We start from the raw sequence: 15,220 nt of genomic DNA on the forward strand, positions 1-15,220 counted from the left end.
TTTTTATTGGTAATGTTTCGAAATTATTTTATTTGTTTTCTATGTGGAGTAGATTGGAAGAGTGGTTGTAAGGAGTGCTTGAGCTGATTGATTGTCTTTTCCCCTGGTGATGGTTTTTTTTTTACACACATTGGTAACTCAGCCTTATCGGGGAAAAGAGTGTTTATAAATGTATTTTTGTCTGCCGAAATGGCTTGACTTTGCCCGCAACCGGCCTACTTTCATGAGTATTCATATTGATTGCAAGCCATCAAAGGCAGTCGTTCGGAGTCTACCCTTACCTGCTGTCATTTGCTACCATGAAAATTTGGAGCAACTTTGATGGCTTACCTTGTCAAGGAATTTGATATCGTATAGTTAGCAACTCCGTGATGGGTTACTATTAGTTTAATCAAATATAGGTACAGATATTCCCAGTAATAATGGACACAGCATCTGATTCAAAATCCGAACCTCCGTCGACCGAGCGGGGTTTTCTAGCGTGGTTGAAATCTTTTATACGTTTTCGTGGTGGGCCGGATACCACTGAAGAACTCGAAAACGAAATTCAGGAATTACTTGAAGAAGGCGAAGAGCAGGGCTTGATAACCCGCCAGGAAGAGCGGTTAATCAGTTCTATTTTCGATTTTCGGGGGACTCTGGCTTCAGAGATCATGACTCCTTCTGCTGAGATAGTGTGTGCGGAGGAAAATGCTACTGTGGAAGAGCTGGTGGCCATGATCAATGAAGAGGGATACACTCGCATCCCTGTATACAAAGAAACCCATGACCATGTGATCGGGATTCTCCATGCCAAGGATCTGCTTAGGATATGCGCCGGTAACGTGGGTATCGACTTTGCGATCAGAGATTATTTGAATCCTCCTCTGTTTGTCCAGGAGTCTAAACCCATAACTGAGCTGCTTCGCGACTTTCAAACAAAAAAAAATCACATGGCATTGGTTGTTGATGAGTTTGGCGGCGTGCGTGGGCTCATTACTTTAGAAGATGTTATTGAAGAAATCGTTGGTGAAATAGATGACGAGCATGACCAGGAAGAGAGTGAACTCCGGATTGTCGATGAGCAAACCATAATTGTCGATGCCAAGATCGATATAGAGGAAGTCGAGTCCCACTTTTCCATTACCCTGCCGGAAGGACCGTATGAGTCTGTGGGTGGGTTTGTCATTCATCAGCTCGGCAGAGTACCTGAAGTGGGGACTCTGATAGTGTATGAATCATTGCATCTTAAAGTGCTGAGTGCTGATAAGCGACGGGTTAAAACCATCAGGGTTACCCAAAAAGAGATTGTAGAGCAGGATGACTAAACTTCCACAACGTGTCTTCCTTGTCTACGGGTTCCTGACGCCGCTGTTGCTCGGCCTTGCAATGCCGGGTCGGGTCGGTTTCTGGCCACTGCTTTTCGTAGCTTTGGCTCCTTTGCTGCACGTCTGTCTCTTTCTGCCACCTAAAAAAAGCTGTCTGCTTGGTTTTGCTGCTGGTTTTTTGTATCACCTCTTCCTGCTGTATTGGATTGTCATCGTGGTCGGCCGTTACGGTGGCTTGCCCCTCTATCTTTCATTCGCGGCACTCGTCCTGCTTGCCCTGTACATGAGCTTTTTCTGGGGCTTATTCTGCTTGTTACTCAGTATCTTTGCCGGTCGTTCCTGGCACAGGGAGCGCTCTATTTCAACCCTGGTATGGCTTGCACCGGTGCTTTGGGTGGCTCTTGATTATCTGCGCAGTTTTTTGTTCAGTGGATTTCCCTGGATGGACATAGGCTATGGGCTCTACTCACAACCCCGCCTGATTCAAGCCGCAGATCTGGGTGGGCACCATGCCGTAAGCTTTGCTCTATTGCTCAGCAACAGTTTACTTGTCGCCATTATCGACCGGCAGCGCTCGAATGTACGGTGGAATATCCGAATGGAGAGGCGTCTGCTGCTGCTGGCCTGCGGCTTCCTCGTTTTTATTTTTGGCTATTCCTTTCTCCGCTACGATGTCGTGAGTAGGGCTGTCTCGCGGGGACTGCACTCAAAAATTGCTGTGGTGCAGGGCAATGTCAACCAGGCTGATAAATGGACTCCCGAAAAAAAAGAGCAGACAGTGGCCACCTATGTTCGACTCGCAGAGGAGGTTCTTGATCAGCGGGACACAGAGCTTGTTGTCTGGCCGGAAACCGCGTTGCCTTTTTATCTGCAAAGTGATCCTTTGGCGTCCAGGATTGCTCAATTCGTCATCGCCAACAATATCTGGCTGTTAACCGGTGCGCCTGCCTATACTATCACGGGTACCTACCCGGACGGACGCCGGGATGTTGATTATTTCAATGCCGCAGTGTTGATTGATGCTGGAGGCCGACTGGCTGGGCAGTACCAAAAACAGCACCTTGTGCCGTTTGGTGAATATGTTCCCCTGAAAAAATATATGCCGTTTCTGTCCCCACTGGTGGTCAGTGTCGGTGATTTTACTGCTGGGCAATCCAGTGCGCCTCTTGTTATGGGAAAAATACGAATGGGTGTATTGGTTTGTTTTGAATCAATTTTTCCTGAAATTGCCAGAGCAAGCACTGTTGCAGGAGCCAATCTGTTGGCGAATTTGACCAATGATGCCTGGTATGGAAGATCAAGTGCGCCCTATCAATCCATGGCTATGTCGGTTTTTCGAGCGGTTGAGAACAAACGTTCATTGGTACGGGCTGCCAATACCGGTATCAGCGGATTTGTTGATCCTGTTGGTAATATAATCAAGAGGACGGAACTGTTTGTGCCGACAGCACTTGCCCGCCAGGTTCCTTTATGGGAAGAAGAAACGATTTTTACCCGAAATGGTTACCTCTTCGGTGCCTGTTGTCTTTGCGGCGTCGTTGCTATTTTTCTGTTTCGAAGACGGGGTGCGTAATGTTTGGGGACCGTATTTGTGTGGGCTGGGAGTTTTTTTTTCATAAGAGGCTGGAAATCTTGCTTTCCCCACTTGAGACTTATGAGCTAACTGTATAGTATACGGCGCTTGTTCCGTGAGCCGGGATTTTTTATGAACATTGTGAGGGTTTTGAAACGCTATGTGACTTTGTTCAACATCCGGAAACGGTATATAACTGAACAAGTTGACACAATGTTCATGAAAAAATCGGGTTAGAAGTAATTTTTTTTTTCTAAAGAGGTATACCATGGCGGAAATCAGTGAATCTGCAGATTCCAGACAATTGCTCAATCAACTCAAGGGTAAAATGCTTGCGCTGAAGGAGCATCTTTGACTTAGATAACAAGAAAGAACAGGTCGAACTGCTGGAGCGGCAGACCCTTACGCCCAATTTTTGGAATGATCAGGCAACCGCCAAGAAGGTGCAGCGACAGCTCGGCCAGCTGCAGGAGGTTATCAACTCCTGGGAAAAGAGCTACAACGATCTCGAAGAAACGGAAATGTTGCTGGATATGGCCGTAGAAGAGGGGGATGGTGAGACCTACGAGGAAGTAGTTTCCACTCTGGCTTTATTACAAGAGCGGATTGACCTGGTTGAACTGGAGTGCATGTTCGGCGGCGAGTACGACGGCGGCAACGGTATTATCACTATCCATGCCGGCGCCGGCGGTACTGAGGCCCAGGACTGGGTCGGCATATTGTTGCGCATGTATCTTCGCTGGGCAGAAGATAAAGGCTTTAAAACCGATATTCTCGATCTGCTTCCTGGTGATGAAGCAGGCACCAAAAGTGTTACCATTCTTGTCCAAGGGAAATATGCCTATGGCTACCTGCGCTCAGAAATAGGGATTCATCGTTTGGTGCGGATTTCGCCCTTTGATGCCAGCGGGAGAAGGCATACCTCGTTTGCTTCGGTCATGGTTTTGCCCGAGCTGGATGATGATGTGGAAGTGAATATTCAGGACAAGGACATTCGTATCGATACCTATCGGGCCAGTGGTGCCGGTGGACAGCATGTCAATAAAACAGATTCTGCCATCAGGATTACCCATCTGGAAAGTGGTATTGTTGTGCAGTGTCAGAATGAGCGTTCTCAACACCGCAACAAAGACATGGCCATGAAAATGCTGATGGCCCGCCTTATGGAAAAGGAGCGGGAAGAGCAGGCCAAGCATCATGAAAATCTCCAGGGAGATAAAAAAGAAATAGCCTGGGGGTCTCAGATCCGCTCGTATGTCCTGCAGCCATACAGGTTGATAAAGGACCATCGAACCAATTGCGAAGAGGGGAATGTGGATGCTGTGTTGGATGGAAAGCTTGATCGTTTTATCAAAGCCTATCTGCTGTGGCAGCCGTAAACGATCTTTTTAAGGAGGTGCCCGTAAGTACGTTGGGCAATATCGCACTCCTCTTTAGGGTAGGTTTGGGTGAACTTATTGAATGAAGCCGAAGGTGTAGTTGTGCTACGTTAGGGGCTTTGTGATTGAAGAACAGTCAACTATGAGCTGAAGATGCAATGCGAGATGTTCACGTTATTTGTGGACAACTCCTGAGGCGGGGAAAACGAAAATTTAAGCTGAGGAGTCGGTTCCCGAGTATACCATGAATCTTACAATCCGGCAGCAGCAGGAAGAGTTGGAGAAGCGTATTCTCTCCCCTCGTGCCTGCCTGAGCACCCAGTCCCGAGGTCGTTTTTCTTCGCGGCAGAAGCATCAGCCATGTGAGCTGCGCACCGCTTTTCAGCGTGATCGTGATCGTATTATTCATTGCAAGACCTTTCGCCGGTTGAAACATAAAACCCAGGTCTTTCTAGCCCCTGCCGGCGATCATTATCGCACCCGACTTACCCACGTGCTGGAGGTGTCGCAGATCGCACGGACCATGGCTACCTGTCTGCGGCTTAATGAATATCTGGCGGAAGCTATTGCTCTGGGACATGACCTGGGGCATACTCCGTTTGGTCATGCCGGCGAATACAGTCTTAATCAACTGCACCCGAAAGGATTTAAACATTTTCAACAAAGCCTGCGTATTGTCGATTTTTTAGAAAATGACGGCCAGGGCTTAAATCTTACCTGGGAAGTTCGCAATGGTATTCTTAAGCACTCCAAGGGGTACGGGGACATATTGCCGGAGAACACCGGAGCCTTGGCAGCTACTCTGGAGGGGCAGCTGGTGCGGGTTGGTGATATTATGGCCTATGTCAACCATGACCTGGATGATGCCATGCGGGCGGACATGGTCAAAAACAGTGATCTTCCGGTGGCCCTACGAAAAGTGCTGGGAGAACGCTCTTCTCAGCGAATAAAGGCAATGGTGGGTGATTTGGTGAAAACCACCATTGATGCCGACGATGGGCACCTTCATTTAAGCGATGGCATGACGGAAACCATCAATGAACTGCGTAACTTTCTCTATGATAATGTGTATCGGAACTGGCGGGTTCATGATGAGTTTGAAAAGGCGCAGCGTATTATTCGGGACCTGTATGGATACTTTCTGCAACATGAGTTTCCTGTGCATGGAGCCGGAGCCTGTTGCCAATTGCGACAGCCGATATTTACCAAGGATGAAGAGACCAAGCGGCATCGAAAGGTGTGTGATTTCATCGCAGGTATGACCGATCGTTATGCTCTTGGTCTGTATTCGCAGATTTTTATGCCCAAACCATGGAGTCTTCTTTAATCAGTGCGTTCATTGCATTGAATATGATTTTGAAAGAGCCGTGAGGCTTCTTCAGGCGCCTACTTCACTTGGGCTGAGACCCCTTTTTAATTTTTATTTTCGAATTACTTTTTTATTTGCATATTATACTCCGGTCACGAGCCGGTATGAGAAAACGATGGAAAAATCAACAACACAAGAAAACGAAAAGTACGACCTGCCAAAGGGCTATGAGTTTGATGAGGTAGAACAGCGCTGGTACAGCCGCTGGTTGCAGGAAAAAAGTTTTTCCGCAGCAATGGAGGAAGGCAAGGATGCTTTCTCCATCGTCATCCCCCCTCCTAATGTGACCGGTGTTCTGCATATCGGTCATGCGCTGAATAACACCCTGCAGGATATTCTTGTTCGCTATCACCGGATGAAAGGGGATAATACGCTTTGGGTGCCTGGAACCGATCATGCCGGGATTGCGACCCAAAATGTTGTTGAACGCCAGCTGGCAGCTGAAGAAACAACCCGTCATGCCCTTGGCCGGGAAAAATTTATCGAGCGGGTCTGGCAGTGGCGGGAAGAAAAAGGCGGTACCATCATCAACCAGTTGAAACGGATGGGAGCATCCTGTGACTGGGACCGCGAACGCTTTACCATGGATGAGGGCCTTTCTAGTGCGGTGAGAGAGGTGTTTGTCCGTTTATACAAGGAAGGCCTTATCTACAAAGGGGATTATATTGTCAACTGGTGCCCCCGGTGCCACACGGCCCTGGCGGATGATGAAGTGGAGCATGATCCCACCGACGGCAAGCTCTATCATGTTCGCTACCCCTATGCTGACGGCTCCGGACATGTAGTGGTAGCAACCACTCGCCCGGAGACCATGCTCGGCGATACGGCCGTAGCCGTTCATCCAGAAGACGAGCGCTACCAGGGACTGGAGAAGATTGGCATTGCCTTGCCGCTGACAGACCGAATTCTTCCTGTGGTGCTCGACCACCATGTTCAGCGCGAGTTTGGGACCGGTGCCCTCAAGGTAACCCCGTCCCATGATCGTGATGACTATGAAATTGGGTTGCGCCATAATCTTGATCGCCTCAAGGTGATGGATGATAAAGGGGTCATGAACGAAGCAGCCGGTGCCTATGCCGGGCTTGATCGTTTTGATTGTCGCAAGCGTATCGTTGCTGATTTGGAGGCCCAGGGCTATCTCGTAAAAATAGAAGACTATCAGCACGCAGTGGGCAAATGTTACCGCTGCAACACCGTGGTCGAGCCCACCACGTCTAAGCAGTGGTTTGTCTCTGTACGTCCATTGGCCGACAAGGCAGTTGGTGCAGTGCAGGAGGGACGGATGAAGATCCATCCTCCCACCTGGAACAAGACGTTTTATTCGTGGATGGATAACATCCGTGACTGGTGTATTTCCCGACAGATATGGTGGGGACACCGGATACCGGCATGGACCTGTGAGGATTGCGGCGAGGTGATGGTGGAGGTGGAAGACCCCACAACCTGTACCAAGTGCGGCAGCAGCAAGCTCAAGCAGGAAACCGATGTGCTGGACACCTGGTTCAGTTCGGCGCTGTGGCCTTTCTCCACTCTCGGCTGGCCGGAACAGACCAAAGAGTTGGCAACTTTTTATCCTACCTCTGTGCTGATTACCAGTTTTGATATCCTTTTCTTCTGGGTAGCGCGGATGATGATGATGGGGCTCCATTTTATGGATGAGGTACCTTTTCATGATGTCTATCTCCATGCGTTGGTGCGGGATAAAGACGGTAAAAAGATGTCCAAATCCACCGGAAACGTCATCGACCCCCTGGTGACAATTGGCCAGTATGGGACAGATGCTTTTCGTTTTACCTTGACCGCCTTTGCAGCACAAGGCAGGGAAATCCGGATGGATGAAGAGCGGGTGGATGGCTATCGGCGCTTCATCAATAAGCTCTGGAATGCTGCCCGTTTTGCGCAGATGCATATTAAGGACGAAGATCCTGCCATTACCGAAGTAACACAGCGGCCCCAAGAGCTTGACCTGGCGCATCGCTGGATACTGAGCAGGACCAATGCCACCATTGTCCAGGTACGTGATGCCCTGGATGGATTTCGTTTTAATGAAGTTGCCTCTACCATTTATCAGTTTATCTGGCATGAATTCTGTGACTGGTATCTGGAGTGGATCAAGGCAGACCTGTACGGTGAGGATCCTCAGCAGCGGAAGAATGCTAAAGGGGTATTGTTGAGTGTCCTGGAAAACATTTTAAAGCTCATGCACCCTGTATCGCCTTTTGTTACAGAGGAGATATGGAGCCAGTTGCCAGGAGAGCGCACCACCATCATGACCCAGCCTTTCCCAGCTGTGAACCAGGCGTGGGAGGATGCTGTTGCCGAGCAGGACATGGGGCTGCTGATGGATGTTATCTCCGGTTTACGAACCATACGTACTGAGGCGGAACTGCATCCGACTGCCAAGGTTGAGGCAACGGTTATCTGTGCGGATGAGAACAAAAGGTCGGTGATAGAGGAATTTGCCGCTGGTATTGAGGCAATGGTTCGAGCCAAAAGCCTTACCGTCGTAGCCCAGGGGAAGGTTCCTGATGATGCCGGTCACGCCATGGTGCAGGATGTGGAGTTGGTTATTTCGCTGAGTGGACTTATTGACGTGGATGCAGAGCTGGAAAAACTGAACAGGGAGCAGGGAAAACTGGAAAAGGAGCTCAAACGGGTTACCGGTAAGCTCAACAACGAGAAGTTTCTCAATAATGCGCCGCCGGAAATCGTTGCCAAGGAAAAGGGGATCGAAGCTGAGCTGGTGGCCCGTTTGGAGAAAAACCAGGAATCAAGCCAACGGTTACAGAAACTACGCTGATATGGATGCTTACTTATTGGACCCTCTGCTGGATAGGTTTATCCATGAGGACTTAGAACACGGTGATATCACCACGGATGCGATTTTTACCGATAAAGACCAATCGCACGCCTATTTTACAGCCCGTGAGCCACTGGTTGCTGCCGGTATGGCAAAGGTGGCGTGGCCGATTTTTTCAAAGTTGAACCCTAAAACCACCTATGGTCGTGTTCTTCAGGACGGCAAATACGCCGATAAAGGCGATATCCTGTTGGAACTAATAGGCCCGACCCGGGCGCTGCTGCGAGGTGAGCGGGTTGCGTTGAATCTGGTGCAGCGGCTCTGTGGTATAGCGACCCTGACAGCAGCCTTTGTTGCCGCTGTCGATGGGCTGGATGTGAAGATCGTGGATACCCGGAAAACGACTCCTGGGCTGCGGATGTTGGAAAAGTATGCGGTCCGGGTTGGAGGGGGGAGCAATCACCGATTCAGTCTCAGCGATGGAGTAATGATCAAGGATAACCATATTGCCGCCTGTGGCTCGATTACCGATGCGGTTAAGCGGGTTCGCAAACTGGTCCCGCATACCATCAATATTGAGGTGGAAACCGATACCATGGCACAAGTGGAAGAGTGTCTCGCCTGTCGTGTCGGGGTCATCATGCTAGACAATATGGATACTAAGACCATGGAGGAGGCGGTCAAACTGATTGACGGCAGGGCCGTTATCGAAGCCTCTGGTGGCGTTAGCTTGGATACCGTCCGGGCAATCGCCGAAACCGGTGTGGACGTCATTTCCGTTGGTGGGTTGACCCATTCAGCCCCAGCCTGTGATATAGGCATGGACTGGTGTTAAATTTGACAACTGAAAGTTACTTGTTGCCAAAGGGCATTTTCCGGAAAAGTAGATGAAAAAAAGATTGTTTGTAGCTTTGGATTTGCCGGAATCGATCACGGCCAGAATAGAGCCGCTGTGCAGTGGCCTGCCCTCTGCACGGTGGGTATCGAGCGAGCAACTCCATTTGACGCTTTGTTTTATTGGTGAGGTGGAAGGCGCACTTTTTCCGGATATCCGGGAAGAGCTATCACACGTCATCGCAAAACCTTTTTCCATGCGCCTGGATGGGATGGGTTTTTTCCCTCCTCGGGGAAAACCAAGGGTGCTCTGGTTAGGTGTGGAGAAGAATGAACAACTCCATTTGTTGCATCAGAAAATATATACCTGTTTGACCCGATTAGGAGTGCAACTAGAGAAACGTAAGTTTGCCCCGCATATAACTATTGCCCGTTTGAAAAACACGCCGGTAAGCAAGGTGGCCCGCTACCTGGAAGAGTATGGTCTTTTTTGTACAGAGCCGTTTGCGGTGGATAATTTCAGGCTCTATTCCAGTGTGCTCGGACGGCAGGGGGCTGTGCATACCATTGAGCAGGAGTATAGGCTGGTGTGAGCAGAAGAGAGGCGAAGCACAAAAAAAAGCGGAACCGAAAGGTTCCGCTTTTTTTTACCCTGCCCAGTTCGATTTTCCGGAAATTATTTCCGCTTTTTCCGAATAACACCTGTGAGGCAGGCAAGTCCGGTACCGAACAGGAGCATGGTGGTTGGCTCGGGGACTTGAGGAGTGGGGTCCCCCTGAAATTCTGTTACATGGCTGATTACAAAGCCGTCATCGTAATCGGGTATGTTCATGTCTGCTGGTAAGGAATTAGCACTGAAAACACCCCAATTTACATTTACTAGATTCCGATATAAGGCCACGTATTGAGCATTTTTAACTAGAAAGTATTCTACTGGGTCTGCTGCCCCGCTCAAAGCGAAGGCAAAAGTATTCGTCTCATCAGTGTAGAAGTAATTGACAGGTTCAGTCTTGACTTCCCATGTTACTGTTTCTGGGCTAAGTACGCTGTTAACCCAATCCGTTTCAGCCGCCTCGCCGTTCAGCTTTGGGCCAGATATAATGAAAATGTCGAGAGAGCCAACATCAGTGCCATTATCGGTTCCAGCATTGGTATCAGAAATAGATATACACCAGCCTGGGCTGGCAAAAAGTGCCAACATAAAAGTGACCAATAAGAAATTTCTCATAATTCCCCTCCAGCTAATTATAGACAGATTTAAAAAAGACTTACAAGTTTATTTTTGCAAATTGCATGCCTTTTTATGGTAAAAATGGATTATGTTGGTACGTTACGGCGCTACTGTACACCAACTGATTGGTTTAATAAGTCGGGTCAAAACTTGTTTGTTTTTACATATCAAAGTGCCTTCACGGGAAGGGTGTAAGTATAAAAATTACTGGGATAGATATCATTGCTATTGGCAAATCTCAGCTATCCCGATGATGTGGAATATTGTTACAGAAAAGAGAGTAAATAAGGCTAGGTTTTAGTTTGGCTGTAACTGTTTGTATTTGTAGTGAAATTGAATAATAGGGCGGTTGGGTGTCTGAAAAAAACGTGATTTTGTAACTACAAGCTCCCAGTTAATCCATGATCAGGTGATAGCAATAGCGCAAATCATCACTGGGGATATTTATCATGGAATGGGACGATAGTAGGAAGTATCAGTTAGTTGATTTAAGTCGTCAAATCTTGTAAAAGCAACCCTGGTAATTTATTTTTTGGAGGATCATGATGAAGGGAACAAAAAAAAGGGTCACAGTAAATACTGTGACCCTTTTGAATGTCTGGAGGCGACGAGCGGATTTGAACCGCTGAATAATGGTTTTGCAGACCACTGCCTTACCGCTTGGCTACGTCGCCGTTAGAAAGTGCGACATCTTATACCACAGATAAAAATTTTGACAAGAGGAAATTGCATTTATGGGAACAACACTTTGGGCATTGGTGCAGGACCACGAAGAGGAACTGCAGGAGCTGCAGGAACGGATAGGCTATCAATTCCGTGACCTGCAGCTCCTGCAGCTCTCTCTCGTGCACAGCTCCTATGCATTTGAACGACTGGATGATAAGCGGCATAACGAAACCCTTGAATTTTTAGGCGATGCTGTGCTTGATTTAACGGTGGGCTATATCCTGTACACCAGCTTCCCGGATTTACGGGAAGGGAAATTGACCAGGATCCGTTCCGCACTGGTCAATGAAGGTGGACTTGCCCACATGGCAAGAGGGATTGAACTGGGAAAATACCTTTTACTGGGGCGGGGGGAAAATGCCTCTAAAGGAAGAGAAAAACCATCCATCCTTTCCTGTGCCTATGAGGCCGTGGTCGGAGCGCTTTTTCTTGACGGTGGCTATGATGCAGCCCTGGACTTTGTACGGCGTTTTTTTGAGCCGCACATTGCTAAACGCGGTGACCATCTTATTACTGCCGATGCCAAGAGCTCTCTTCAGGAATTTCTCCAGGAACAGTATAATGAAGGGCCGGAGTATGTGCTGAAAAACGAAGAAGGCCCTGCCCATGCACGCCAGTTCTCCATTGCCGCCTGTTTTCAGGGTAATGAGCTTGGGCTTGGAAAGGCTTCAAGCAAAAAAGAAGCGGAACAGCAGGCTGCCCGGGTTGCACTGGAGCAGTTGCAGCAGGAAAAAGAAGACGATTAGGTAACCGTTCAGCAGCACCCCACGGAGTCTGCGCTTACCTCTGCGCACTACCAGGCTGGACAACTTAGCTTTACGCTAGTTATCCAGCCTGCCTGCACGCATCCGGAGCACTGCTGAACTGTTACAGATCAGGCTAAGGCGAGGGTGTTTGTTATTCGCTGACGTTAGACGACAAGTAGATTTCTCCAAGAGAGCATCCCTTTTATTTCTAAGCGCATATGGCTTCTATTATCCCGATTTTCATACCCCATGAAGGGTGCCCCCATAGCTGCATTTTTTGTAATCAAAATTCTATCAGCGGTAGCAGTGCCAAACGGGTAACACCCGCAGAGATAAGGGAAACTATAGAAACCTGGCTGGATCGGTATTTGGCAAAACAGGCGCATCCCGTCCAGGTCGCTTTTTACGGCGGGAGCTTTACCGGTCTTGAACCACTGCGCCAGCAGAAATTACTCGGAGCGGTTACACCTTTTATGGATCAGGGCAGGGTGCAGCAGATACGGCTTTCTACCCGTCCTGATTATATCGATCAGGACAAGCTCGACCTGTTGAACATGTTCAAGGTAGATATTGTCGAGCTTGGAGTGCAGTCACTTGATGATACTGTCCTCAGGTATTCAGGGCGCGGCCATAGCACACAAGATGTGTACAGGGCCGTGGACTTGTTGCAACGGGGGGCGTTTCAGGTAGGGATGCAGTTAATGCTTGGCTTGCCGGGTCAAACGTTTCGTTCGCTGCGACGGACAGTTGCGCAAACGATCCTGTTGCAGCCTGATTTTGTTCGTATTTATCCCGTGTTGGTGGTGAAGGGAAGTGGCCTGGAAAAGGCTTGGCAAAAAGGTATATACACACCGCTCTCACTTGGTAAGGCCGTTTTGCAGGCAGCATATATGAAAAAAAACTTTGATCGTGAGGGCATCCGGGTTATACGCATGGGTCTGCAGCCGGGAGATTCTTTAGAGCGTTCTCTGCTGGCTGGTCCCTATCATCCCTCTTTTGGAGAGATGGTTTTGAGCCGGTTAATGCTTAAACAGACAAGGATGCTCTTGCAAGGGCAGAAAGAATCATGTCCTACACTTATCATCAATAGTAAAGATATGTCTATTTTTAAAGGGATACGGTCCGCCAATATGTACCGGCTGTCGGAACTGGGTTTGTTGGACTGTTTTGTATTACGTACCGATGACAGTCAGGCCCGCTACCAGGTCACCCTGAGAAATAACTAAAGAGAAAGATGAGATAACGATGCTCAGTGTCAATGACTTAAACCTCCAGTATGGAAGTAAGCATATTTTTCGCGATGTAGCGGTCCAGGTGCATACTGGTGATCGTATAGGCCTTGCAGGCGTAAACGGTACCGGTAAATCGACTCTGTTAAAAATTATGTGCGGCGAACAGGAGACCGATCCTGGAACTGTGTCGCGTGCTTCATGGTTTTCGGTGGCATATCTCCCCCAGGAAGTAACCCTTGACCTTGGGTCGCGAACCCTTTTTGAGGAGGCAGAGTCTGCCTTTGATGATGTCCTTGCCCAGCAGGAAGAGCTTGATCAAATCAGTGAAGAACTTTCCCTGTTAGAGCAAGGGAGTGACGCTCTCGAGCCTCTGTTGACCCGCCAGGGTGAACTGCAGCATGCGCTGGAAGGATGCGACGTGTTTCGTATCCGCCCCCAGATTGAACGGATTTTGGGCGGGTTGGGGTTTAAAAATGAGGATTTTGAAAAACCGGCCGCCAGTTTTTCCGGTGGTTGGATTATGCGGTTGCTGTTGGCCAAACTGTTGCTGAGAAAACCATCCCTGTTGCTTTTAGATGAGCCCACCAATCACCTGGACCTGGACTCCCTGACGTGGCTGGAAAATTTTCTGCAGCAATACCAGGGGGCAATGGTCATTATTTCCCATGACCGGATTTTTCTAGATCGGTTAACGTCCACCACCTGGGAGTTAAGCCTAGGAAAGCTCACCGTTTACCGCGGCAATTATTCCCACTATCTGGTGGAAAAAGAACAACGACTGGAGCTTGAGCGGGCTGCGTATAATAACCAGCAGGCCATGATTAAACAGACCGAGCGTTTTATCACTCGTTTTCGCTCTAAGTCCACCAAGGCTAAGCAAGTACAGAGCAGGGTCAAGCAGCTGGAAAAAATAGAGCGGATTGAGCTCTCAGAGACGGACCGGTCCGTTGCTTTTTCTTTCCCTCCTGCAGCCCCTTCCGGGCGAGATGTATTGACCGTGGAAGGAGTGAGCAAGGCCTTTGCCGGGAAACAGGTCCTTTCGAATGTTTCTCTTTCTCTGCAGCGGGGCGATAAGCTGGCCGTAGTCGGTGTCAACGGGGCAGGAAAAACAACCCTTTTAAAAATGCTTGCCGAAGTGGAGCCTGCTGAAGGCACCATCAAGCAGGGACATAATGTGGTTTTAACCTATTTCGGTCAGCACCAGGCCCAGGAACTTTCCGGTGAAATAAGTATTCTCGATACTGTTTACCATGCGGCGGTGGACATGACTGTCACCCAGGTTCGATCACTGTTAGGGACCTTTCTCTTCACCGGCGATGAAGTCGAGAAAAAAGTGCAGGTACTTTCCGGTGGCGAAAAATCACGGGTGGCGCTGGCAAAGATGCTGGTTCGTCCTGCTAACCTGATGCTGCTTGATGAGCCGACCAACCATTTGGATATCAGCTCTCAGGAAGTGCTGCAGGAGGCAATGGCCCAGTATGAGGGGACCATTGTGGTGGTCTCCCATAATCGATTTTTTGTCAATTCATTTGTTAATAAAGTTCTGGAGATACGAGACGGTAAAGCAACTATCTACGAGGGCAATGTTGATGAGTATCTGGCTCAGCGACAGAAAGAACAAGAGGCCCTTGCCGATAATCCCGTCACCGCCGGCAAGCAGGACGCCCAGCAGGTGATCGTAGAAGATGAGGCAAAGCGGATAGACAAGAAAGAACACCGCAGGCAAAGGGCAAAAGAGCGGGAGCAGCTTAATAAAAAAATCGGTCCCTGGAAAAAGAAAAATCAGGATGCTGAAAAAGAAATTGAAAAACATGAGACCCGCAAAGGTGAACTGGAGGAGTTGATGGCAGACCCGGAACTCTATGCACAAAAAGAAGCCTGGGCAGAAGTCAGTAAAGAGTATACTCAGGTCGAACGTTACCTGGAGCGGGCCTATCTTAAATGGGAAGAAGCCCAGGCAGCCATAGAGGCTATTGAAAAAGAACTGTAACCCAAAGATAAGCAATGAAAAATTCCATGGGGA

11 protein-coding genes and 1 tRNA gene are annotated in these 15,220 nt (G+C 48.8%); 10 read left to right on the forward strand and 2 right to left on the reverse strand.

Translation table 11 applies throughout. The features are described from left to right. The first annotated feature begins 422 nt into the window (after nucleotides 1–422). From ACHZCY_RS15120 to thpR, 7 genes are all read left to right on the forward strand, one after another. Complete coding sequence (locus ACHZCY_RS15120) at nucleotides 423–1,307, forward strand: hemolysin family protein (RefSeq protein WP_319549468.1); 885 nt, start codon at nucleotides 423–425, stop codon at nucleotides 1,305–1,307. Beyond that, complete coding sequence (gene lnt, locus ACHZCY_RS15125; protein ID WP_319549469.1) at nucleotides 1,300–2,880, forward strand: apolipoprotein N-acyltransferase; 1,581 nt, start codon at nucleotides 1,300–1,302, stop codon at nucleotides 2,878–2,880. Before ACHZCY_RS15120 ends, lnt begins: the two co-directional genes overlap by 8 nt. 268 nt (nucleotides 2,881–3,148) lie before the next feature. After that, nucleotides 3,149–4,259 (forward strand): peptide chain release factor 2 gene (gene prfB, locus ACHZCY_RS15130; protein ID WP_232370973.1). Its coding sequence is split into 2 segments (ribosomal slippage): nucleotides 3,149–3,232 and nucleotides 3,234–4,259, totalling 1,110 coding nucleotides; the frame shifts between segments, so codons are not numbered across the junction. Nucleotides 4,260–4,503: 244 nt separating this feature from the next. Next, nucleotides 4,504–5,586, forward strand: coding sequence for a deoxyguanosinetriphosphate triphosphohydrolase (locus ACHZCY_RS15135; RefSeq protein WP_319549470.1), 1,083 nt, complete (start codon nucleotides 4,504–4,506; stop codon nucleotides 5,584–5,586). Between the two features lie 157 nt (nucleotides 5,587–5,743). Then, on the forward strand, nucleotides 5,744–8,428 hold the full coding sequence (locus ACHZCY_RS15140; RefSeq protein ID WP_319549471.1) for a valine--tRNA ligase: 2,685 nt from the start codon (nucleotides 5,744–5,746) through the stop codon (nucleotides 8,426–8,428). 1 nt (nucleotide 8,429) lies between these two features. Further along, the gene (gene nadC / locus ACHZCY_RS15145) at nucleotides 8,430–9,263 is read left to right on the forward strand and encodes a carboxylating nicotinate-nucleotide diphosphorylase (protein ID WP_319549472.1); all 834 of its coding nucleotides are present in this window, start codon (nucleotides 8,430–8,432) and stop codon (nucleotides 9,261–9,263) included. A gap of 52 nt (nucleotides 9,264–9,315) precedes the next feature. Next, the gene (gene thpR / locus ACHZCY_RS15150; RefSeq protein WP_319549473.1) at nucleotides 9,316–9,855 is read left to right on the forward strand and encodes an RNA 2',3'-cyclic phosphodiesterase; all 540 of its coding nucleotides are present in this window, start codon (nucleotides 9,316–9,318) and stop codon (nucleotides 9,853–9,855) included. Between the two features lie 83 nt (nucleotides 9,856–9,938). Here thpR and ACHZCY_RS15155 read toward each other — a convergent pair whose 3' ends face one another. Together ACHZCY_RS15155 and ACHZCY_RS15160 are read right to left on the reverse strand one after the other, a co-directional pair. Next, nucleotides 9,939–10,490, reverse strand: coding sequence for a PEP-CTERM sorting domain-containing protein (locus tag ACHZCY_RS15155; RefSeq protein ID WP_319549474.1), 552 nt, complete (start codon nucleotides 10,488–10,490; stop codon nucleotides 9,939–9,941). 602 nt (nucleotides 10,491–11,092) lie between these two features. After that, nucleotides 11,093–11,167, reverse strand: a tRNA-Cys gene (locus tag ACHZCY_RS15160). A gap of 60 nt (nucleotides 11,168–11,227) precedes the next feature. Between ACHZCY_RS15160 and rnc the strand changes: the two genes are divergently transcribed. The 3 genes from rnc to ACHZCY_RS15175 all read left to right on the forward strand — a co-directional run bounded on the left by rnc (nucleotide 11,228) and on the right by ACHZCY_RS15175 (nucleotide 15,187). After that, nucleotides 11,228–11,965 (forward strand): ribonuclease III, encoded by a 738-nt coding sequence (gene rnc, locus ACHZCY_RS15165; RefSeq protein WP_319549475.1) that lies wholly within the window; start codon nucleotides 11,228–11,230, stop codon nucleotides 11,963–11,965. A gap of 218 nt (nucleotides 11,966–12,183) precedes the next feature. Then, on the forward strand, nucleotides 12,184–13,191 hold the full coding sequence (locus ACHZCY_RS15170) for an elongator complex protein 3 (RefSeq protein ID WP_319549476.1): 1,008 nt from the start codon (nucleotides 12,184–12,186) through the stop codon (nucleotides 13,189–13,191). A 19-nt stretch (nucleotides 13,192–13,210) separates the two neighbouring features. Next, nucleotides 13,211–15,187, forward strand: coding sequence for an ABC-F family ATP-binding cassette domain-containing protein (locus ACHZCY_RS15175; RefSeq protein WP_319549477.1), 1,977 nt, complete (start codon nucleotides 13,211–13,213; stop codon nucleotides 15,185–15,187). The last annotated feature ends 33 nt before the right edge of the window (nucleotides 15,188–15,220 follow it).

It is taken from the genome of Desulfogranum marinum, assembly GCF_963675105.2.
GTDB classification, from domain to species: Bacteria; Desulfobacterota; Desulfobulbia; order Desulfobulbales; family Desulfobulbaceae; genus Desulfogranum; species Desulfogranum marinum.